Raw genomic sequence first — 20,535 nt, forward strand, 5'->3', positions numbered from 1 at the left:
AAGCAGCAGGACGTCTGCGTGGCACGGCAGGTCGAGTGGGCAGTTGCACAGCAGATCAAGGCCGTGCAGCTCACGGGCGAAACGGGCTGCGTGGTAGCGCCCTACCGGACCTCGGAGGGTGGCCGCGAAGAGGTCGACGGCTTCGGCCGCATCCATCGGCAGGCCCTCCGGGGAAGGGCTGGGAACGCCGACCGTGAACGGATTGGCGTACGGACTGCCCAACCCCACGAAGGCGCAGCGGGAGGGATCGGCAAGGTCTTGCAGCCCACCGCACAGCCGGATTGGCATCACGATGCCCTCCTGCCACGGCGACGGTCGTTCCCGGTCATCGGAACGAGGGTCGTCACCATCTCCGCGAGGCGGCTGGCCACTCGGGCACCGACGAAGTCGGTCAGGTCAGGGCCTTCGTCGTCCCGGGCGGGCAAGTTGGACGTGATGATCGTGGGAAGGCAGTGGTTGTAGCGGTAGTTGATAAGCCGGTACGTGACCTCCTCTGTCCATTCGGAAGTCTTGGCCGAACCCAAGTCATCGAGAAGCAGATACTGCACTTCGCTGAGCCGCCGAAGCTCCCTCTCCGCAGCGCCCATGACTTGAGAGGGGCGCAGGCTGCCGTACATGTCCGCACTGTTCACTGCGATCAGCTCGAACTTATCCGGACCGCTGGCCGCGATACGCCGTAGGGCACCATAAGCCTGGTGCGTTTTGCCCGTACCGGTCAGCCCGGTAAGGAGCATGCCCCCCGCAGAGGCGTTATCCGACAAGGCTTCATCGGCCCAGGTGGCGACCTCGGGAATGGTCGATTCGGCATCACGGAACCGGGGCGGAGTCGCGGTCTTCCAGCGGTTCAGTGCGTACTCGGCCCGCGCGCGACGGTGCCATGCACGATCGCCGGGATTCTCTTCCTGAGACCCATTGTCGAAGCAGTCGGACACGATCTCGATTCCCTTCGCTGAAAGTATTCGCTCCAAGGCGCGCATGGACCGGGCACTTCCCGCCCGTTCAGGCTCGGCCATGATTAAAATCCGTTCTGGTAAGCACTCGCATTTGCTGCGTTCTGAAAAGGGATGTGTCCGGAGGGCGGTCGACGTATCGGTACGACATTGGCTGCTGACTTCCCTGGCGTAGACCCCTGTGGGAGATCAGCCCATATCCGAAGCAGATAACGAGCCGACTGAGGCGGTCGGTCCGCATTCCAGCGTCGGGCGACCATTTCCACCAGCCGCGCGTGACCCCATTGGTCTTCCAGCGCTGTTACCTGGGCCCATTCGTCAGCTGTGAGACGCCAGCCGACCAGCATTCCGGCGTCCGTCATCGCCGCCACCAGTTCCTTCGCGCCATCGGGAACTGTTACCGGACTTTCGGAGATCTCTTCATGATGCCCACTGGGCAAGCTAGCTTGCTTAGGGGTGGTAGTAATACTCCCGTAGGGAGTATTACTACCACGCGTACGCGAGGAAGAAAGTTCCGACTCTGAAGGCGTAAAGTTCCTACTTGCTGGGCTTTCGAGGGAGTTCCCGGAAGGGTGTTCCGGGAACGTGGTTCCGTCTTGCCGAGCCCCGACGGCACTTGTAGGAACTTCACTGCTCTGCGATGAACTACCCTCGGCGGAGTCGTCGTGAAGGAGTATGGAGTACTTGTTGGGGTTGGACGCGCCGCCCCCACGCTGGTGTGTAAGTTCCCCCAGCGCCGACAGCTCGTTTACGCACTTACGGACAGCGCGATCCGTAAGGCGGGTGCTGTGGGAAATTTCTTCCAGAGTCGCAGTCGCGTGACCTCGGTCATCAGCCATGCGAGCGAGGGCAAGCATCACGAGACGCGAACCTCGGCACGACTGAGACTTTGACCAGACGATATTCGTAATGCTTTCGCTCATCGAATTTCCCCGTCGCCTATTCGTATGAGGCGCGACGAGGCCATGCCGAATGTCAAGTCATCCTCGGGGACGTAGCCCAGCTGGGTCGGCTCTGGAGTGAGATAGAGGTGTCCCGTGGGAACGTGGAAGTCATACGCCGACCGCCAGTCAATGGTGTCACCGAAGTTTTGGCGCACCATATGCGCTATCGCCATTTCGTTCTCCCACCCAATGAGAGCGCGATCGAAGTCATGCCCGAATACATGGGTAACAACTCGTCGCTTTGGATGGACGCGAACTAGGGCAGCGACCGGGGCCACTGCGAGGATTGCTGCGCGAAGGCTCTCGCACGAATCCTGTGTGTCGTAGACCATGGGAGTCTCCGGAACTGCAAGGAGGAGCCTTGCGTGCAGAATCAGTTCCTCAGAGTGAGGTGAATTTAGGCAGCGTCTACGGCAGGTGCCGGCCGGGACTTCTTCCGTGCGCGCCAGGCGAGCTTGAACAAGTAATCGCGCGTGACGCCGAGAGCCCTAGCCACAGCGGCAGCGTCCAGTACGGAAGAGTCCGCTGCGAAGCGCGCGATAACCGCTTCACGTTCGCCTGTACTTAGTGGCGCCGTCGCCCCGCGAAGAGCGCGCTCAACGACCTTGTCGTCTACCCGTTGCTGCCAGGTCGCCCGCAACTGCGAGCGCTCAGAGGCCAGCAGGCCGCCCCGAATTCCCCACTCGTCATCGTGCTCGATCGAGTCGACCAAACAGCGCGCTGCCACGGGCAGAGGGCAGGACGCGCACAACTTCATTGGCCGGACGATGGACAGCGCCAGACGCTCCGCCACTTCATGCGGGTCCTCCCGCGGGTGGTCTCCCTTGGGAAAGAAGATGCCAATGTCGCGATTAATGCAGTTGGCTTCTTCTGCCCAGTGCTTGCCGCGGGCCTTTTCGGCTTCCCTGAAAAGCGGGTTCCAATCGCCCTGAAATGCTGCCCCAGATAGGGTCTTTATGTTGGCACTCATGTCGCCTCACGCAGCTTCGCTGTCGGTCGCGCTGCCAGTTGCAGGGAATTTGAAAACGTGAGGCTGCTCACCGGGCATGGAGAATTCGACATCGAGAAGGCTCCCGAGCATTTCCCATTTCTCGCGACTCCATGCGGGGGAAGCATCGAGCTGCGTGCGCACCCACTCATCGATGGAGGCTTCGATGTCACCTGCGCCTGCCATGGCGGCCCTCACGCTTCCAGCCCGCGGAGTTCCGCCGTCCGCAGGTTGAAGGCATGACCTGTGGTGGCCCAGCGAGCATGAGGGAAGCAGCGGATGATCCACCGCGCCATAGGCAGAGACTTCGCGCGCGGCACGCGCAGGGCCTGTCCGCATTCGTTCAGCGCGGTGAGTCCCAGATGGGGCCACAGGGTCCGTGGCCCCTGAAGGCGCACCTGGACGACGACTGCCCCGGGCAGCATCGACGTGAGCTGAGCGGCCAGCCGCTCGGCGCGGGCCGGGCCGGTCCCTGACTTCGGGTTGCAGTCCGCGGAGGGAGACATGCGACACTCCTCTGTGTAGTGCGCCGCTCCGTCAATGCCGTGCTAGGGACACGGAGCGGCTTACCGAGTGGCCTTCACCCCCTGCGAAGGGGTGCCGGTCACGGGCTGTCTGGCGTCCGGGAGCTGCGAACTCCCGGGCGCCGATGGCGCGTTTTGAGGGGGGTGTCCTTGCGCCGATTGCGTTTCGGCCCCTGTCCCTCTACCCGGCCGCGCCCCGCTGGGGCGCGGACAGGCAAGCGAAGGCGGAGGGGTGCGAAGTCCCTCGTTTTTCGCTAACCTGAAGCTATCGCGACCCGGCAGAATAGTCAACACCCCGAGGTTTCCTCGGGTCGTCCGAAAACGAGGATCGGATGCCTGCTCGACGCTTCGACAGAGCTCGTGTGCGCTCAGTACGGCGAGCCGAAGAGATCTCGCAGTCTGACGTGGCTACGGCCTTGGGAGTTGGGGATTCGACGGTAGCGGGATGGGAGATCGGCTCGTCGTCCCCGGATCAGGAGAAGCTGCCCGCCCTCGCTCGGGTCCTGATGCAGGGCTTGGACGATCTCTTCCCGCGCACCGGGTTGCCTGACCTCAAGGATCTGCGCTGCGACGCTGGCCTCTACCGGTACGAAACGGCCGATGTCATCGGCACCAAGAGCGATGGACCTGTGGCAGGGGCTGAACAGGGGGTCCGGCGGCTCAAGGACAAGTACATCTCTAGCCTCGCGCGTGCCTATGGGGTGACCGAGGACGAGCTGAGACGAGCTGCGGAGCGTTCCTTCGCCAGAGCCCACGGCGATGAAGTAGCGGACGAGCCTGTGGTCGCCGCTGCCGAGCAACCTCCCCGCACCTTGGCGGACAAGATCACCCTGATTCTGGAGCGCTCCTACACTGACCAGTCGGCACCGAGTGATCAAGAAATCGCGGACTCCGTGAACGCCTACGCCGGGGCAGACGTGATCTCGGCCGAGAAGGTACGGAGACTTCGCACGGGCGAGGACGAGGAGGCGGCTCCCGTGGTCCGCCAGGGACTGGCCAGCACCTTCGGCATCTCCCACCTCTATTTCGAAGCGGACGACGCCGTTGCACGGCAGGTCTACGAAGGGCTGCGCCTCATGTCGGCGGCCAAGCAGGGGGCAGTGGGCCGCGTCCGCGCCCGGGGCATGACATCCACCGGGCTGCCGCCCGGCGTTCTGTCGATCTTGAATGACCTCGCCACGGAACTGGACAAGAAGGCTGACCCCGGAAGCGAATAGCGTCTGTCGCTGAGCATGTTGCCCGGCAACAGACGCCGAGTTCAGTTGCTCGCTATGCCTCCGCCCGCGGCTCGTACTGGCGGCCAGCGGCGAACACCGCCTGCACCTGCGACAGCGCGTCGAGATCGGCGAGGGGGTCGCCGTCAACGATGAGGAGGTCCGCGCGGCAGCCGGGGGCGATCCGGCCGGTCGTCGAGCCCAGCCCCAGGGCTTCGGCTGCTCCAGAGGTCGCCAGCTCGATGACCTTGCTGTTGGCAAGTCCCAGATGGGCGTAGAAGGACAAGGCTGGGACCAGGCTGTCGAAACCGGCGCGTTGGACTCCGGCGTCAGTTCCGGTAATGATCTTTGCGCCAGCGGCCTCCATCTGCCGCACCTGATCAAAGATCGTTTCTGCTCGCTCTGCGCCGAAGACGAGCGGGAGCATCTGCCAACGAGGGTTCACTGCTGGGCAGATCACGATGCCCTGATCGACGATCCGCTTCAGTACGTCGTGGCGGAGGTCGAAGCCATTGCCCGTCATCCACGTACAATGCTCGATCGTGTCCACGCCTGCCTCCACGGACGCGGCGATGCCGTCTGCTCCGTGAGCGTGGGCGGCTACTCGAACGCCCGCTCTGTGGGCCTCGTCCACCAGCGCCGCGAGTTCTTCCGGTGAGAACTGGCTCTCGAAGCTCTTGGGCCCGTCCTTGGTCAGCCCGCCACCAGTCGCCATCACCTTGATGACAGCGGCTCCCGCTGCAAGGTTGCGCCGGACCAAAGCGCGGATCTCGGCCTCACCGGAGACCTCGCCGCCGAGGAAGTAGCAGTGTCCGCCGGGTGGGGTCGCGGGCGTGCCGGCCGCGACGATCCGGGGGCCCGGCGTTCGGCCCGCGTCGATATCCTTAGCCAAGCGCAGCGCCAGGCCATTGCGGTCGCCGAGGTCGCGCGCCGTCGTCACTCCGCTGTGCAGCAGTCGTTCCGCACGGCTCCGCATGTCCTGAAACAAGCGCTCGTCGGGCGACGAGAGGAACGTTGCAAGGGGTTCTGTACCACCGTCGAACACGAGGTGCACATGGGCGTCGATCAGCCCTGGCACGATGGTTCCGGAGAAGTCGAACCGCGGTATGTCGGCGCGAGCCTGGTCCAGGATCTGCGCCCGGGATCCAACCGCGGTGATCGAATCTCCGTCGATCAGAACTGCGCCGTCGTCCAAATAGGTTCCGGAACCGATAAGCACTCGGCCACCAGTGATCAGCATCTCGTCTCCAAGGGAGTCGACGGTTGTGCGGCAGTGCGGAGCGCGTCCGATACCGCGATGAGTTGCTGCACGTCCGATCGATGATCACCTCCCAGAGCCATCGCCAGCGGCACAGCTTGGCGCGGTGCGGGATCGCCTTGCCCGATCTCGGCTACGGCTCGGCGCAGTCGGGCGGCCAACTCGGCAGGGGGGAGTTCGAGTGCTGCGCTGCCGTCCCCCTCGCAAGCCAGATATGGGCTGATGTCGACCAGACTGTCCCGACACTCCACTATCCGCCGGTGGTAGCGACGATGCACCCCACGAGCCCGCCACCGGTCGCGGACAGATGCAGAGGCGGGCCTCAGCACGTTCTCGGGGTACGCCTCCGCCAGCAGCTCCCACAGGGGACTCAGCCGACGGTGGTCACGCCGGTGCCGAAGCCACAGGCCTGCGGACGCGATCCTGGCGCGAGCCCCCGAGTACGTCACGCCTGCCAGGAACAGCAGGATGGACAGCAGCACTACAACGGCCACGCCCGACATGAGCGGTCGCGGCACGCTCCCCCCGCTCCATCGGATAGCCACGATGACCGCGCGAATCGCGCAGGCCACCGCCATGGCTCCGAGCCCAATTGCCGCCATCCAGAGGCCCGTGGCATGTGGGCGGCGCGACATGCGGGCGTACTTCCGCGTCCAGTGAGCGGCCATGCCCAGGGCGTACGTGAGATAGAGGCCGGCCCCTCCGTAAAAGAAGGCGACCTGAGTAATCGTCATGTCTGCCGTGATGAACGACCCCGCGAGGGCCGGGTGCGGAACCGTCTCCGCCGCCATGGTGATCGCCACTGCCACCACCGCGACTACGACGGCCTCACGCCGAGCCCGATGACGCCCGACCTGCCCGCCTGCTGAGTACAGGTAGAAGCACATAAGGAAGTACACCATCAGAAGGAGGAGCACGTTCTGAATCAGCTTCGCTGTCCCGTATCCGGCCATGGTGTCCACGGCAGTGGCGAAGCGATTCATAGCCAAGGGGTACGACAATCCTGCACTGAGTAGGCAGAGAACGACGGCTCGGAGTGGCGCATCGTGGGGGGCCCGCGTCAGCTGGTACAGCTTCCACACGACGGCTGCCGCAGGCAACAGCAGAAAGAATTCCATCGTTAAAGCCACCCTCGCCGGTCACCAAAAGCGGACTCGATCCGGCGGAGCGACGGGTCCTCTGACATCGAGGTAGCGCCCTCCAGCACCGACGACCACTCCAGGATGATCGTCGCCACCAGTTCGACCGAACACTCCTCTCCATCGTCGTATGAGCAGCGTCTAGCCACTCGCTTGATCAGATCGGGATCGAACATCGGGAGCATGTCGGCCCAGCCGCTGACGAAGGCGTCGCTGTCATCCTCCTGCTCGGCGCTTGCCTGCTCACGAAGCTCTGCGTGCTCGGCCAGGAAGATGTGGCCCACCTCGTGCAGGACGATGTGCTCCTGATGCAGCCGGGTCGTCTCCTCCTGGTAAAGGATCACGTCGTAGTCATCGAATTCGACCCAGAGTCCCGAGGGGCCAGGCCGCTCCAGCGGGGCCGACCGGAGGACGAGGGGCCGCCCGCGCCGCTTACTCAGCGCTCGGCACAGCTCTTCCACATCCAGAGGTGGATAGATCCCCAGGTCTCGCAGTTCTCTTCGAATCAGGCGGTGGAGATCTTTCTCCACATTGCGATTCGCGGCGGTACGCCCGCGGTTCATCCGTCCAGGGCTTCTGCCCTGGACGGGCAGCTTGGGCTCAGCAGCTCTGCGGCCACGGCTCTTCGGCCACATTTGAGCACTCCTTCAACCGGCGGTGAATGGGCTGCCGGGTGATACGGCGCCCGAGGTGACGTCCAGTTCCTCGGTGCATGCGGAAGGCGATCGATGGCTGTACGGGCTTCCGAACCGAGCCTTCAAGCTTCGGCGTTTGGCCGCTCCATCGCCCAGATGTCGCGAACGCGAATCGGGAATGAATTGCCGACGGCTGCCTCAACCGGGCCTCCGGGAACTTCTTTGGACAGTACGTGACCGTGCTGACGAAGATTGACCAGAGTGCGCCCTGCTAAGCGAGGGCAGACGGTTTACCGACCTTCGTGAAACCACCCAAAACGGCCTTCCTTGTTTTGCGATCACGGTTTGAGCTGCAAATTTTTGCGCGACGTGATCACCCTCAAGCGGAGTGGAGCGCTCCGGATACCGTTATGGATTCGAGATCTTCCCTGGCTGTGATTCAGGGTGATCATGCCGCAAAGATAATAAATCCTCAGGCGGAATGAGGTGTGGCGGCGGCCGCTTGGGGAAGTTTGGGGCGGTTCGGGCGGAGAGCTACCTGTTGTTCTGTATTTGATACCACCTGTGCGCCCTTGCGGCTATCTGTGAGGACGGAGGCGCGTAGGGTGCTTTCGACCGGCGTGATGGCTGCCCTTCCTGAAAGCGCAGCGCGGATTAACACCCGCAAATCCAGGAGGAAGGTCGCCGACAACTGGAAGGTGGTCTCCCATGGGTCGTCGAGCGCGTGATGATTGAGACCTCGACCGACGGCGCTCAAATCCTGACCGCCGGAACCTTCACCACGCTGGGCTGACCGAGCCATCGGCCTCTAGACCGTGACGCAGCACCTTGGCACTGCCTTCGGGGGAGTCGTGCGGCAGAAGCGGGGCTAGGTCGGCCAGCACGGTGTAGTCCCCGCCATCCACAGCGCCCCGGAAGTGCCGTTCGGCTTCGGGCGCATCGCCGGTGATCTGCGCGTGCTGGCCCAGCAGGCGACGTGCCTCCGGCTCGTGCGCAGATGCTTCCTTGAGCAGCGCGATGATCTTCGAGGGCACTGCCTCATCCGGCGCAGGTTCCCTCTCCTGCCACTGATCCAGGTGCCACAACGCCAACATGAGCTGCGCTGCGCTCGAACCGTCCTTCGCCAGCAGGGTCAGGAACTCTTCGGCCAGGTGCACTGCGGCTGGCTGGGGCCGCATGAGCAGCGCACGCACGGCAAGTATCACGGCCTTGGTGCGACCAGTGCGCCGACAGCGCTCCAGCAGGTTCCGGACCTCTTCGGGACGAGTTGTCGACCAACGGGAGACAAGGTCGACCACCGCAAGATCATCGCCTTCCTCCGCGGCTGTCGGCAGCAGCGCTGTCGCCTCGTCGTGCCGCCCCTGTGCCCTCAGGAAATTCTCCAGGCTGAAATACCCTGGGCGTGAGCCGGCGTCGATCAGTGCGCGCAGCAGTTTTTCGGTGAGGTCCACTTCGCCGAGCGCGGGCAGGTTGGTCAGCCAGCCCGAGGGAAGTGCCCTCGGCGTGGTGGCGAGCCGGCGGCCCAGGGCGCGGATCTCATGCGGCGTGGCTTCGATCCGTTCCCGCTCGTTGCCCCGGTTCGCCGGAGCTGCCAACGCCGCCTCGATCTGCATCACAAGAGGAGAACCCGGCGCGGAGGGAGTACCCGGCGCCTTCGCCTCCGCGGCACGCGTGTACGCAAGCAACTGAGCAGCTTCCGTGACGAACCCGGCGTCCTGCCACATACCAGCCAGAGAGTGCGCGGCATCGAAGTACCCGGCATCGATGGATTCAGCCAGCAGCTCAGCGGCCACGGCACACATTGCCTTGTCGCGGACGTCGGTACCCACGGTCGCCAGAGTCGAGCCGACGTACCACAGGCTGTAGCCGCCATCGTCCACCTCGCGTGCATGCGCGGCGAGTTCTTCGCGGGCTTCCGAGGTCAGGATGCGGCCGGTCTCGGCGTAACTGAAGCACAGGCCCTCAACGGCGTCCGAGTGGCCTCGCGCCAGAGCCCGCAGGTACAGATCACGTGAAATGCGGTATCGGCTGCGGGAGAAGGCGTGTATAGCCAGCCGTTCCAAATCCTCACCGGCAGCGACATGTTCGAGTGCGGCGTCCCAGAAGGATGCGGGTGGCACCTGGTCCCAGCGCAGGTCGCCCACGTGCTGCTCAAGATAGTCCGCCAGATCGACAACGCCCGGCACGGCACCCATTCCGGTGGCAGGAGCAACCGGCAGCAACGCGCTGGTGACCTGCTTGATCGGGCGGCGTGCGTAGTCCAACGCCTCTTCGAACCACGACGCAACCTTGGCTTGGCCCCGCTCGCGCGGGGTGAGATAGCCGGATACCGCCTGTTGCAGGAATGTCTCTGGCAAGGGCGAGCGTATGCCCAGCCGACGAGCGTCGACGGCCGCAGTGATCAACGCCTTACCGCAGGCGTCGGGCGCCTGCCGCCAGTGGTCCAACAACTCGGGCCCAGCCGCCAGAGTCTGAGTCACCGCCCCTTCAGCCCCGGCAGCTGCCGCCACCGCGGACAAGGACGCATCCGCAGCCGCCCGCCGCTGGAACTCCTGCCACGCCTGACCGGTGAACGCCACCGGCACGTCAACCATCCACCCACACCTGAGCAACGCGCGGGACTGCCGATGTCGGTCCGCCTGGCCCGCGACGGGCGTTGCGACCAGCGCCTGATAGTTCTCGGGCCAGATCGTTGCCACGGCTGCCACCGGTCCGGGCCGCTCCAACACCTCCAATAGCGCCACTGCCGCGTCCTCTCCGGCCGGCTCGGCCAGCAGACGGTGCAGGTCGTCCAGCCACAACACGGTCTGGCCCACCACGGACGAACCTGCCAACGCTTCCACCAGTGCCTGCGCCGTCTTCGGGTACAGCAGACGCCAGTTGGGTACCACGTCCCGCACCGCCTCATACGCAGTGCGGGTCTTGCCCGTACACGACCCGCCACGCAACACCAACAGTGCTGCCTCGCCGCCCTCGACCACGTATCGCAACCGCGCGCGTACGCGCGCATCGTGCTCTCGCGGCACATAGTCCGGCAGCGCGAACTCGCCGCGATCATCGTCGCCCCGGCCACCAGGCACCGCAGCATGGATTCCCAGCTGGCGAGCCGTCCACGACGACGCATTGCGGGGAACGACCTGGTGCTGCACCGGGGAGCGGTCGGCCTGCTGCGACTGTGCTCGTCGCGCGCTGCCGGTGCGGGCCGACCGGCTGCGCCCCTCAGCCCGAGCATTCTGAGCCGCTGCGTGTGCCCGCGCCCAGTCGACCCGGTCAAGGCGGACCACATAGTCGCTTGCCGAGGCGTCCGGGTGATTACGGGCAGCGTCCAGCAACAGGTCGGCCGCCTTCCTCACCCTGTCGACCTCATCGGGAATCGTCGCGTCCTTCAGCCACGACACCAAGGTGCTGCGCGGCACCCCGACCTGACTCGCCAACTTCCTGATGGGAAAGGCGACGCATTTGCGCAGATTGCCCAGGGTGAGCAACAACGAACGGAAGTGTTCCTCCGCCTCCACCGAGCCCCCCTCGTCGCCGGCCATCTCTCTCCCCCTGTCGGACATCCCAGCAGGTGGTGTCCGACGCTATTCGCCGTTGGACGCCCAGCAGCGCGATGCACCCCGCTGACCTGCTGACTCGACTGGCCGGACACCTGCTTGTCCGATCGGCGTGTGGGACACCCAAACCCCCCGGCACGGTACTCACATCACGCAGCGCACAGCTGCCCGCCCACCCAAGGAGAGTCCATGTCCCTGTCCGCCGTCGTGGCCGTTCTCGTTCTGACCGTTGCCGCCGTCTGCTCCGCCCTCGCGGCAGGTGTGGCCGGCGTCCTGCACCGCTTGGACGGGGCCACGCTGCCGACCGCGGCCATCAGGGCCGCCTCCACCTTCGTCGCCGCCTTCGCCACGAGTATCGCAGCGCTCACCCTGCTCGCGTCCTGGACGAGCAAATGATGACCATTACACGATCTGCCGCTGGAAGTTGCTCTCCATCCCCAACCTCACCCGACAGGACGACTAGTCCGCATCGTCAGAGGTAGTGCGCATGTCGAGCTTCCAGTCCAGTTGCACGGCCAGGGTGTCGTCGCCGGGGCGCTGCGGGGGCGGTGCCCCGGCGGTGCGCGGTGGGGTGCGGGTGCGGCGGGAGATCTCTCCACTGGCGATGATGTTGTGCTCCACGCGGGGACGGCGGCACGCCTCGTACAAGGAGAGGGCGCTGTCCAGGCCGGGGGTGTCCCGCAGAGATTTGGCGAGGATGACGGCGTCTTCCAGTGCCATCGATGCCCCTTGCCCGGTCACCGGTGAGGCGGCGTGCGCCGCATCGCCGATGAGCAGCGTCCGCCCGGAGTTCCAGCGGGTGCCGGGCGGGATCTCGGTGGCGTTGGTGGCCATGATGTCGTCGGTGGAGGCCGCGACGATGTCCGCGGCGGGGGTGGCGTCCTTGGCCAGCAGCGCGACGAGTTGTTCTCGCCAGCGGGACGGCGTGGGGTGTGCGAGTTCGTCGACGGGCACGGCGTCGCCGCTGACGCGGGCAAACCAGTAGGTCTCCCCATCCGGCGAGACCATGTAGCCGAAGGCCGCGGCGCTGCCCCGCACCGTGGTGAACCGGCCGGTGCCCTCAGCCGCCGGGTTACTGCTCGTGTAGCCGTAGAAGACGCCCTGCCCCGCGTAGACGGGCTCCACGCCGGGCGCGACCGATCGCCGGACGACCGAACTCAGGCCGTCTGCGCCGACGAGCAGATCGCCGGTCGCGACGCTGCCATCAGCGAAGCGCACGGTCACCTCGTCCTGCCTGTTCTCGACGGACACCAGCCGCGCCCCGTGCGACAGCCGGATTCCTCGGCGGACGGCCTCGGCCTGCAGGGCGGCGTTCAACTCGCCGCGGCGCAGGCACCGGTACCGCAGCCGCGGGTTGTCGGCCTCGCCCAGCGGCACCTGGGCCAGCTGACCACCCTGGGCGTCGAGTACTCGCATGGAATGCAGCGGGAAACCGAGCGCCGTGACCACGCCCGAGGCGTCGAGTTCCGTCAGCGCGCGCATCCCGTTGCTCGCCACGGCCAGAAACGCCCCGATGTCCTCGGCCGTGTCGGGGTGCGCCTCGTGCACGGTGACGTTGAACCCTGCCTTGTGCAGGGCCAGCGCAGTCGCCGTGCCGGCGACCCCACCACCGATGATCAGAATGCGTGTCACGTATCACTCCGCTCTTCTCGGCAGGTTCCTCGGAGTCCTAAAAGAGTCCGCAGAATTAGGCTCCGGTCGCCATCCGCATGCCGTCGGGTGGGTCGGCGCTGCTCGGCTCACTGATTCCAGATAGGGATAAGCCTCTTGGGGTCGGGGGTCTTGTTGCCCTTCTGTCCCGGCAGCACCTGGATTGCGGCGAATGCCTCGAACAGCACTTTACGCTTCTGTTCGAGGTCGTATTCTCCGGCCAGCCACTTTCGAGCTACATCGCCCGGCGCTTCTCTCTCGGCCTGGGATGCCAACTCGAACTGTGCGCGTTCACGCCGAAGCGCCTTTACTTCCTTCTCAATCTTCGGGGCCAGCCGATAGAACATCTCGCTACTGATCCTGTCCTCGCTCCACTGATCTTCCAGTTCGGCCAACTTGTCGGCTCGCTGCCGTAGTTGACCTTCCTTTGGCCAAAGGGTGTCAGGCGGGATGAAGGTTGCCTGAGCTTGTTCCAGCTTGGCCAGGAGCAAGCGCTGAATCTGCATGTCAACCATCGGGCCGGATATTCCATTGCGCGAGCATCGGGCGCAGAGGTAGACGTATGGGCTCTTCCTGCTGCGAGCCTTGTTGCCGCCCATTGGTTTATTGCAGACCCGACCGATGAGCGAAGGGTCTTTGACGTCATATCCAAACCGATACTGGCAGCGAAGCAGGGTGGACCCCATATACTTTATGGTCTTTGGCACCCCGGTTATTCGCGGAGTTCCAGCGCCGCGCGCCAGGTAGGTGCTGCCGTCCCCAAAGGTCGCGCAGACCGCGAGCCATTTCTCGGGTGAGCAGATCGTCTGCCAGATGCCGGCGATCGGGGACCCTTCGTCGTCCAGGACGAGTTCGCCGCGGTTGGCGCGATAACCACAAACTCGCGGAGCCGTCATCATCTGCGTAAGGGTCTGAGGGACGATCTCCCCACCCCGAGTACCTGTGAGTCCGCGTCGCTTCGCCTCCAGGCAGAGCGTCGACATGGCCTTGCCCTTGATCCGTTCATCGATCGACCAGGCCAGGAACATCGCCTCGTCCGGCCGCAGGGTCTTGCGGTCCTCTTCCCAGCCGAAGGGCCGGGGCCCGCTGTGAGGGAGGCCGTCAAGGATTCGGTCCTGGTGCCAGTCGCGGATGCGACGCCTCTTCTTCAGGGACTCCGCCTTGTTCACCACCGCCATGACGCCGGTCTTGATGATCTCGCTCTCCTCGGTGAGATCCATCGGGCCGGAGGGGGTGTAGAAGCGTCGACTCGTGTCGAGGGTCAGGGCGTCCACGAAGTCTTCCCAGTCCCGGTCCGTGCGCTGGACTCGGTCCTGGTCCACGCAGATGACCCCGTGCGCGGGGTAGCCCTCGGGGGTGTGCCCGCGCCGCAGGTCGCGAAGCATCGCCTGAAAGTCGGGGCGTACGACGTCTCGCTTCGAGGCCGACAAGTCGTTGTCGGTGTAGCGGTGGACGATGATCGCTCCGTGGCGAGCCGCGTTCTTGTCGTTGCGTCGGTGCTGGTTCGCGACGCCCTTGCCAGCCGCCCAGGACGACGTGGCCGCCTTCTTGCGGTTGTGCTTCCGCCAGTCATCTGATATGCGCGAGTACGCGATCAAGAAGGCCGTGTCGGGGTGGAGGTGGGCAAGTTCGTCGGGTGGCGCCAGGCCGGCGGGCCTGCCCCGCAGGTCGAGATCGCTCGGACCCATCTCCTCCGCCGGGGCAGGGGATGTACCTTCTTGGTTACGTTCTGTGTACATCTAATTACTCCCGGGTCTGGCCCTCGATTGCTGGGCCGGACGCTCCGGATCGTGCGACGATGCCGGTATGAATCGACTGGATAACTCCCAGTCGCCTTATGTGCTCCAGTACGCCTCCAATTCAGTGTACTGGTGGCCATGGGGAGTGTGGGGGCGATGGTAGAAGCGAAGTGGCGGGACGCACCCATCCTCTTGAGCGTGGGCTATGCGTCCTGTCGCTTACGTGTTGTTAGTTTACTGGTGTCAGTGCTGAATACGTAGAACCAGGTGGTCACTGCCGCGGTCAGCATCACAGGCCTGATGTGAATGGCTGTCGCGCAGGTCCCTACGTTAGGTGCCGCTCCCCTCGCTGCGCTCTCCGGGCGCAGTCGTTGTTGAGGCACCCGGCCGCGAGTGGGGTATTGATGGCGTCCCCACCCTTGTCACCCAGGGGCGAGTTCGGGTTTCGGTGCTTGGTGGCTTGTGTGCCGCTGCCGCCTGTCCCCGGTGTATGTCGAACGGTTGGAACTGACCGCACTTGCCTTCCGTGAACTGCCTGTCCTTGCGTGCCGGTTACCGACTCGGCCCGAGGTGTGGGGCCCCCGACGGGGCGTCTTGGGGGCCTGGCAGCCTCAGCTGAGAAACCTGGGCGTGAACGCGTATTCTGTGGCATGGAGGGATCTCAGGCGAATGCATTCACCTTCTGTCCTGGATGTCCTTTTCTCTCATCCTTGCTGAAACAAGCGTCGACCCTTGATAAAAGTGCAGATCACGAAGACCGCTCCCCGCACCGCGGGGATGAGCCCGATGGAGGCCGAGTACGGCACGGCGCTGCGCCCCGCACCGCGGGGATGAGCCCGGAGCAAGCTAAGCGCGACGGCGATGACTGGGCCGCTCCCCGCATCGCGGGGATGAGCCCCCGACGTAGGACGAGCCCCCCTGAGCTCAATCTGCTCCCCGCACCGCAGGGATGAGCCCACAGTGCATCCCAATGATGCACAGGCGTGGAACCGCTCCGCACCGCGAGGATGAGCCCCTTCCCTCAGGCCCTGCCTTACTGGTCCTTCGCGGCCCGCCGGGACCAGCTGCAAAGAGACCCTTTCGCCTCCACCTGCCAGGGAGCAGCGACCGGCGACGGTCGCTTCAGCCGCCGCATGATCGACAAGACGCAGAACAGTAGGGGCGGGACGGCCCTCGTGAACTTCTATATCTACAGCCGGATCCTGAACAAGGATAAGTTCCTGGTATGGATCAAGCCCTGAACCCCGGCCTGTGAGGCTCTCCGATGACGCGCCCGATCACTGAACACACCGGTCAGCTCTTCGTCCACTACAGCCAGTTCCTCGTCCAGGAAGAAGCCGGCAGCGTCACCGAGGACCTGCCGCTGGGGGACAACGGCCTGGTCGAAGCCGGCGAGGGACGGCTGACCGTCCACACCGGCATCCACACCGGCGACATCGAAGTGACCCTCCGCGCCTACGGCACCGAACCGGAAGCCGAACTCGCCGGCTTCGAAGAAGTCGTCGAGGTATCGGTCACCTCCCCTTCCGGAAACCTCACGGTAGGGGAGCTGATGACCGACCCGGGAGCCTTCCCCTCCCTGGCCCCCCAGGGCCCGGGAAGCTACCGGCTGCGCTTCCACGCCCGGGGCAGGGACACGGCGCCGGATGAAGCCCCCGAGCATGTGGTGGAGTGGTACCTGATCCAGTCCTGGCCTGCACCACCCGCCCCGCCACAGGCCCTGGCACTCAACGACGCCTGCGGCGCGGAACTCCGTGAAGCATCCTCAGGCCAGGAGATCACGCGCACCGTTCCGGTGGCCGAGAACTCCGGCCTCGCCGCCATCCGGGCACGCCAGGCCCGCCTCGAACAAGAGGGCGACTGACCTCGACGACGTGCCGCTGAACGGACCCCAGCGCCAAGACTCGCCCTCGCCGGCATCAAGGAGCGGATCCTCCCCAAGACCACTTGTCGTCGGCAGGGCGAGCACGTCGAGCCGACCCGGGACATCCCTGCCTCTGAGGGGAGCGCGGACTGGAGGTAGCGGATGTGGGTACGCACCGGAGGCCCACCTCCCGTCCACGGAAACCACGCGGCGCTGTCAGGCACTTCACCTCGAACCTCGGGAAGGTGAGTTCTGGGCTCCGCACACGCGGAGGGCTTCCGGATAGCCCCAGCCCGGTGCCTGCCGGCCGGCACCGCGGCCCGGGGGTGCGCTTGGCGGGTTTCACGGCTGCGGGATCTCATCGTTTGCAGCCCCCGGCGGAGCCGCCGACTGGAGGATTCACTCGAACGAGGGGTGTGGTGTGCCGGGTGCGCGAGGGACTTTCAGGCTCGCCTGCACCTTTCTGACCAAAGTTGCCCACCAGGTTCCGCCATTGATCGACAGGGCTTCCTCTGCGTTGGGAAGCGGTCAACTCCAGCGCTGCTCCACTGCACTTTTGGAAGTTCCCGGCTCCGCTTTCATGTGTATCAGCTGCTCCGGCAAGCGGGGAATGTGACTAGCTTCCGAGTGGGCACGAAAAGGGCCCCGAGGCTGACGACAACCAACTCGAGGCCCTCTCCCTCGTGCCTTCTCAACTACGCACCGAGGAGCACGAAAATTGATTCAGCACGTCCGCCGGATGCTCGCAAGAGTCCTTCCGGCAGCGCCAGAGGTTAGCATTCCGCTGCCGGCCCTCCTGCAAACCGCGATCTCGAGCGTCTTCATGTTGACGCTCCGCTTCAGTTCCCTGCTGTTGATCGGCACCCTCGCGACGGCAGCCGCCCGCGCAGAACCCCTCCCGGTGGAGGTCCTGCTGGGTATGACGGCGGCCTCCGTGTCCGACCGCAGCTGTGCCGCCTACCTGAAGGTCCGCCGCACCGTCTGACGGCTCAACCTGGGTGAAGCCCCCGTCCGCCCCGGCGGGCGGGGGCGCCGCCGGAACATCCCCCCGCGCCACCGGCCGACTCCTGACCGTGTCCCTTTCGCCTGCCTGCGGCCCGTCGTCCAACGCGTTGTGCCGCCTGCGAGCCCGGCTCCGCTCTGCCCTGCCTGCAACACCTGTGAGGTGAACCTCATGCTGATGCGCCCCAGCCCGCCGGGACTGCGCGCTGAAGCCGAACTCGGCGACCGGTGCTGCGCATGGATGGAACCGCGGACCGCTCAGCAACTCCCCGTCTCCTACCTGGCCTTCTGCTCCGACCACTGGGCCGTCTACCAGCGGTTCGGCGCTGCCGCCGCAGGATCCCGGCATGCCGGCAGCAGGATCGCCCGGGCTGCCCTGCGCGACCTCGGCGAGCAGTGGCACAGGGCACTTCGCAGCTCCTCACCGGCGGCTCACGCCTGGGGCCTGCTGTCCCGCAGAGCCTCCGAGAACCGAACCGCGCCGCGATACGGGCTTCACGGTCTGCTGGACCGTGACGCGGCGGACGCCCTGGTCCTCCGCTACAGACTGGGCTTGCCGCCCCGCCGGGCCGGCCACGCGATGGGGCTGTCCGAGGCCGGCTTCGAGCTGCTGCGCCGACGGGCCCTGCGAGACCTCCTCCCCACCCATACACTGTGAATATGCCTGCGTCGAATGCCCTCACGGCACAGAGGTGCGCATCGGAACGCTAGGAGTCAAGAGGATGGCTGATATGCCATCAAATGCCATGCAGCGCCGATGGGCCAGGGTAGCCCTGTGACGGTTGCCCTTCTACCATGGGATCTCTGCCTTCGGGGACCTGCCGTATCCAAGGGGATGCGTGCGTCCGAGAGTGGGGGGAGCGGCTCATCATTGATCTCAGCAGGCCCAGCGTTGCCAGAATGTACGACTACCTTCTGGGCGGGACGGACAACTATTACGTCGATCGGGAAGCGTGCACGGAGTTACTCCGGCTGGCTCCCAGCACTCGTGAATTAGCGCTCGTCAACCGGGCATTCCTCATCAGGGCCGTGCGCTATCTCGCGCAGGTGCAGGGGGTGCGCAGATTCCTCGACCACGGGTCCGGACTTCCCACGACGCCCAACGTGCACCAGGTCGCACAGGACATCGACCCGGCCAGTGAGGTCGTCTACATCGACAACGACCCCGTAGTCCTCGCCCACGGGGAAATGATGCTGGCGGAGGACCCGACGACCACGGCCGTCCTCAACGCCGACATGCGCGACACTACAAAAATCTTCGCAAGCCGCGCAGTGCGCCGACTGCTGCGCGATGACCAGCCGGTCGCGGCCCTGTTCGTCTCCGTTCTCCACTGCATCCCGGACGGTGACGACCCCTGGGGACTGGTCCGCAAAGTCGCCGAGCAGCTGCCGTCCGGCAGCTATCTGGTGATCTCGCAGCTGGCCAGTGATGACGAGGGACTCCGGGACAGCATCACCGGATTCATGCAGGAGATCACCAACAACTCCTGGGGGCAGGTCCGCTCGATCAGCGAGGTCAACCGGCTCTTCGAGGGCCTGGACCTCCTCGAAGCTCCCGAGCCGGTCGAGGTCTCGCGCTGGCTGCCGGACAGCGATCTCGCTCCGCGGCAGCGGACCGAGGAATGGATCGAGTACGGCGGGGTCGCCCGCATCAGGTGACGGGGCTACTCCGGTTCCTCGTCGGCGAGCCGGTCGATGTGGTACTGGAGACGCCTCATGGTCTCCGTCTTCGACAGGGTACGGGGCCACCAGTCGTCCATCGACGCCATGTAGGTCTCGATTTCCGCCCTGTCGGTGAGGAGCTCGCAGCTTCGGTTCTTGTCCTCCAGGTACACGGAGCAGCCGTCAGCCCCGTCATAGGGCTTGCACAGGGTTATCGCAGGGTGCAGCGGGGACTCCTCACGCAGGGCGGACCCGGGCAGGATCCGGATATGCACGTTCGGCTTGTTCTCCGCCAGATTGAACAGCCACCGCAGCTGCTCGCGCATGATCCTCGTGCCACCCAGCTCCTTGTCCAGAACCGATTCCGCGATGACAGCCTTGAAAGTGGGGGCATGGGGCTCGTCGAGGAGATGCTGCCGACGGCGGCGCATGTCCAGCCGGCGGTCGATGGCCTCAAGGTACTTGCGTCGCATCTCAGAATTGGACTGTGCCCGGGCGAAACCTGCCATCAAAGCACGGGCATAACCGGCAGTCTGGAACATCCCCGGGACGTTGTTCTCCTGGAGTACCTGAACCTCCCTCGAGGTGGATTCCAGGGCGAACAGGGCCAGCAGCGTGGAGTTCGCGACATCCGTGAACGAGGACCACCAGCTCTGCTCGTGGGGCCTCTGCAGGAGCAGCTCAGCTTCCCTGATCCAGTCCTCCCGCGCCTCGTAGAAGCGCAGGAGTGCAAAGACCTTCTCCGCCTTGAGAGTGACCGCGGCGTTCTCGTAGCGGCTCAGCGTGGCATCAGACCGGAACTCCGGGACGGCCCGCACGACATCAATCTGCTTGTACCCCTGCTTCAGCCGCAGGTGCCGCAGCAGCACGCCGACGAGCTTCGCTGCTGCTGCGGGGGTGGCCGGCGGTGGCTCATCCTGCCGTCCGACCAAGGCCAGAATCTGACCTGACATGTCCACTCCTTGTGCGGGCGGGAGTCTCCCGCCCGCGCCAAGAATGAAACGCTACCCGGCCACAGGCAACCTATGGCCACACGTTTCAGTCAGTCAGGGCGTTGAACTCACCCTTCATCACACCATCGAAGAAGGCCACGATCTCCGCGCGCGTGAAGACTAGCGCCGGACTGTCCGGGAAGCGCGAGTTTTGCATCGCAATCTCGTTTTCACCAACCTTCGCAACCTCGACGCAGGAGTTGATCGCATCGCATGCGGACGCCTTTACCCACTGCGCACCGGTCACCGCATCGGCCGCCATACCGTTGTGGATCCTGCCCATGCCCGAACCGCCTTCCACTTGCTGACCAGCCTCGATCCGTCCCACTGGTCCACCGTCGTCCTGGCTCCCCGTCACGTTTTCACGCTGGTGCGCCATTTTCACGGACCAGTGAGAACGGAAGAAAGCCTAGACGGTGG

Annotated in this window: 19 protein-coding genes and 1 pseudogene; 7 read left to right on the top strand and 13 right to left on the bottom strand. The window is 65.1% G+C overall.

Annotated features, from left to right (window positions below; translation table 11 throughout):
- Nucleotides 1-3: 3 nt before the first annotated feature.
- The 5 genes and pseudogenes from ABT112_RS02130 to ABT112_RS02150 all read right to left on the bottom strand — a co-directional run.
- Nucleotides 4-288, bottom strand: a pseudogene (locus ABT112_RS02130) (DUF4326 domain-containing protein); the annotation flags it as partial.
- Nucleotides 288-1,013 carry an ATP-binding protein gene (locus ABT112_RS02135; RefSeq protein ID WP_351504549.1) on the bottom strand — a complete coding sequence of 242 codons (726 nt, stop codon included), beginning with the start codon at nucleotides 1,011-1,013 and terminating at the stop codon, nucleotides 288-290. The gene ABT112_RS02135 and the pseudogene ABT112_RS02130, both read right to left, overlap by 1 nt.
- A gap of 1,278 nt (nucleotides 1,014-2,291) precedes the next feature.
- Complete coding sequence (locus ABT112_RS02140; protein WP_351504551.1) at nucleotides 2,292-2,864, bottom strand: WhiB family transcriptional regulator; 573 nt, start codon at nucleotides 2,862-2,864, stop codon at nucleotides 2,292-2,294.
- Between the two features lie 6 nt (nucleotides 2,865-2,870).
- A complete protein-coding gene (locus ABT112_RS02145; protein WP_351504553.1) occupies nucleotides 2,871-3,068 on the bottom strand; it encodes a hypothetical protein in 198 nt (65 codons plus the stop codon).
- Nucleotides 3,069-3,076: 8 nt separating this feature from the next.
- Nucleotides 3,077-3,388: a transcriptional regulator gene (locus ABT112_RS02150; RefSeq protein ID WP_351504555.1), complete on the bottom strand. Its 312-nt coding sequence runs from the start codon at nucleotides 3,386-3,388 to the stop codon at nucleotides 3,077-3,079.
- A gap of 350 nt (nucleotides 3,389-3,738) precedes the next feature.
- On the opposite strand from ABT112_RS02150, the gene ABT112_RS02155 reads away from it, so the two are divergent.
- Nucleotides 3,739-4,623 (top strand): helix-turn-helix domain-containing protein, encoded by an 885-nt coding sequence (locus ABT112_RS02155; RefSeq protein ID WP_351504557.1) that lies wholly within the window; start codon nucleotides 3,739-3,741, stop codon nucleotides 4,621-4,623.
- Between the two features lie 52 nt (nucleotides 4,624-4,675).
- Here ABT112_RS02155 and ABT112_RS02160 read toward each other — a convergent pair whose 3' ends face one another.
- From ABT112_RS02160 to ABT112_RS02175, 4 genes are all read right to left on the bottom strand, one after another.
- A complete protein-coding gene (locus ABT112_RS02160; protein WP_351504560.1) occupies nucleotides 4,676-5,860 on the bottom strand; it encodes an amidohydrolase family protein in 1,185 nt (394 codons plus the stop codon).
- Complete coding sequence (locus ABT112_RS02165; RefSeq protein ID WP_351504562.1) at nucleotides 5,854-6,996, bottom strand: MAB_1171c family putative transporter; 1,143 nt, start codon at nucleotides 6,994-6,996, stop codon at nucleotides 5,854-5,856. Before ABT112_RS02165 ends, ABT112_RS02160 begins: the two co-directional genes overlap by 7 nt.
- Nucleotides 6,997-6,998: 2 nt before the next feature.
- Nucleotides 6,999-7,547 carry a hypothetical protein gene (locus ABT112_RS02170; protein ID WP_351504564.1) on the bottom strand — a complete coding sequence of 183 codons (549 nt, stop codon included), beginning with the start codon at nucleotides 7,545-7,547 and terminating at the stop codon, nucleotides 6,999-7,001.
- Between the two features lie 881 nt (nucleotides 7,548-8,428).
- Nucleotides 8,429-11,191: a hypothetical protein gene (locus tag ABT112_RS02175; RefSeq protein ID WP_351504566.1), complete on the bottom strand. Its 2,763-nt coding sequence runs from the start codon at nucleotides 11,189-11,191 to the stop codon at nucleotides 8,429-8,431.
- Between the two features lie 204 nt (nucleotides 11,192-11,395).
- Between ABT112_RS02175 and ABT112_RS02180 the strand changes: the two genes are divergently transcribed.
- Nucleotides 11,396-11,602, top strand: coding sequence for a hypothetical protein (locus ABT112_RS02180; RefSeq protein ID WP_351504568.1), 207 nt, complete (start codon nucleotides 11,396-11,398; stop codon nucleotides 11,600-11,602).
- Between the two features lie 63 nt (nucleotides 11,603-11,665).
- On the opposite strand, the gene ABT112_RS02185 is transcribed toward ABT112_RS02180, so the two are convergent.
- Nucleotides 11,666-12,838 carry an FAD-dependent oxidoreductase gene (locus ABT112_RS02185; protein WP_351504570.1) on the bottom strand — a complete coding sequence of 391 codons (1,173 nt, stop codon included), beginning with the start codon at nucleotides 12,836-12,838 and terminating at the stop codon, nucleotides 11,666-11,668.
- A 107-nt stretch (nucleotides 12,839-12,945) separates the two neighbouring features.
- Nucleotides 12,946-14,595 (bottom strand): recombinase family protein, encoded by a 1,650-nt coding sequence (locus ABT112_RS02190; RefSeq protein ID WP_351504572.1) that lies wholly within the window; start codon nucleotides 14,593-14,595, stop codon nucleotides 12,946-12,948.
- Between the two features lie 983 nt (nucleotides 14,596-15,578).
- On the opposite strand from ABT112_RS02190, the gene ABT112_RS02200 reads away from it, so the two are divergent.
- From ABT112_RS02200 to ABT112_RS02220, 5 genes are all read left to right on the top strand, one after another.
- Nucleotides 15,579-15,836 carry a NucA/NucB deoxyribonuclease domain-containing protein gene (locus ABT112_RS02200; RefSeq protein ID WP_351504574.1) on the top strand — a complete coding sequence of 86 codons (258 nt, stop codon included), beginning with the start codon at nucleotides 15,579-15,581 and terminating at the stop codon, nucleotides 15,834-15,836.
- Nucleotides 15,837-15,859: 23 nt separating this feature from the next.
- The gene (locus ABT112_RS02205) at nucleotides 15,860-16,459 is read left to right on the top strand and encodes a hypothetical protein (protein ID WP_351504576.1); all 600 of its coding nucleotides are present in this window, start codon (nucleotides 15,860-15,862) and stop codon (nucleotides 16,457-16,459) included.
- Between the two features lie 718 nt (nucleotides 16,460-17,177).
- On the top strand, nucleotides 17,178-17,444 hold the full coding sequence (locus ABT112_RS02210) for a hypothetical protein (RefSeq protein WP_351504578.1): 267 nt from the start codon (nucleotides 17,178-17,180) through the stop codon (nucleotides 17,442-17,444).
- 189 nt (nucleotides 17,445-17,633) lie between these two features.
- Entirely contained in the window at nucleotides 17,634-18,119 is a 486-nt protein-coding gene (locus ABT112_RS02215; protein ID WP_351504580.1) for a hypothetical protein, read from the top strand.
- A gap of 212 nt (nucleotides 18,120-18,331) precedes the next feature.
- On the top strand, nucleotides 18,332-19,120 hold the full coding sequence (locus ABT112_RS02220) for an SAM-dependent methyltransferase (RefSeq protein ID WP_351504860.1): 789 nt from the start codon (nucleotides 18,332-18,334) through the stop codon (nucleotides 19,118-19,120).
- 5 nt (nucleotides 19,121-19,125) lie between these two features.
- Here the strand turns inward: ABT112_RS02220 and ABT112_RS02225 are convergent, their stop codons facing one another.
- Together ABT112_RS02225 and ABT112_RS02230 are read right to left on the bottom strand one after the other, a co-directional pair.
- Nucleotides 19,126-20,076 carry a Scr1 family TA system antitoxin-like transcriptional regulator gene (locus ABT112_RS02225; RefSeq protein ID WP_351504582.1) on the bottom strand — a complete coding sequence of 317 codons (951 nt, stop codon included), beginning with the start codon at nucleotides 20,074-20,076 and terminating at the stop codon, nucleotides 19,126-19,128.
- Between the two features lie 85 nt (nucleotides 20,077-20,161).
- Nucleotides 20,162-20,443 (bottom strand): DUF397 domain-containing protein, encoded by a 282-nt coding sequence (locus ABT112_RS02230; protein WP_502975221.1) that lies wholly within the window; start codon nucleotides 20,441-20,443, stop codon nucleotides 20,162-20,164.
- Between the last annotated feature and the right edge of the window lie 92 nt (nucleotides 20,444-20,535).

Origin of the sequence: Streptomyces sp. NPDC002055 (genome assembly GCF_040296705.1) — a bacterium.
Lineage (GTDB): Bacteria > Actinomycetota > Actinomycetes > Streptomycetales > Streptomycetaceae > Streptomyces.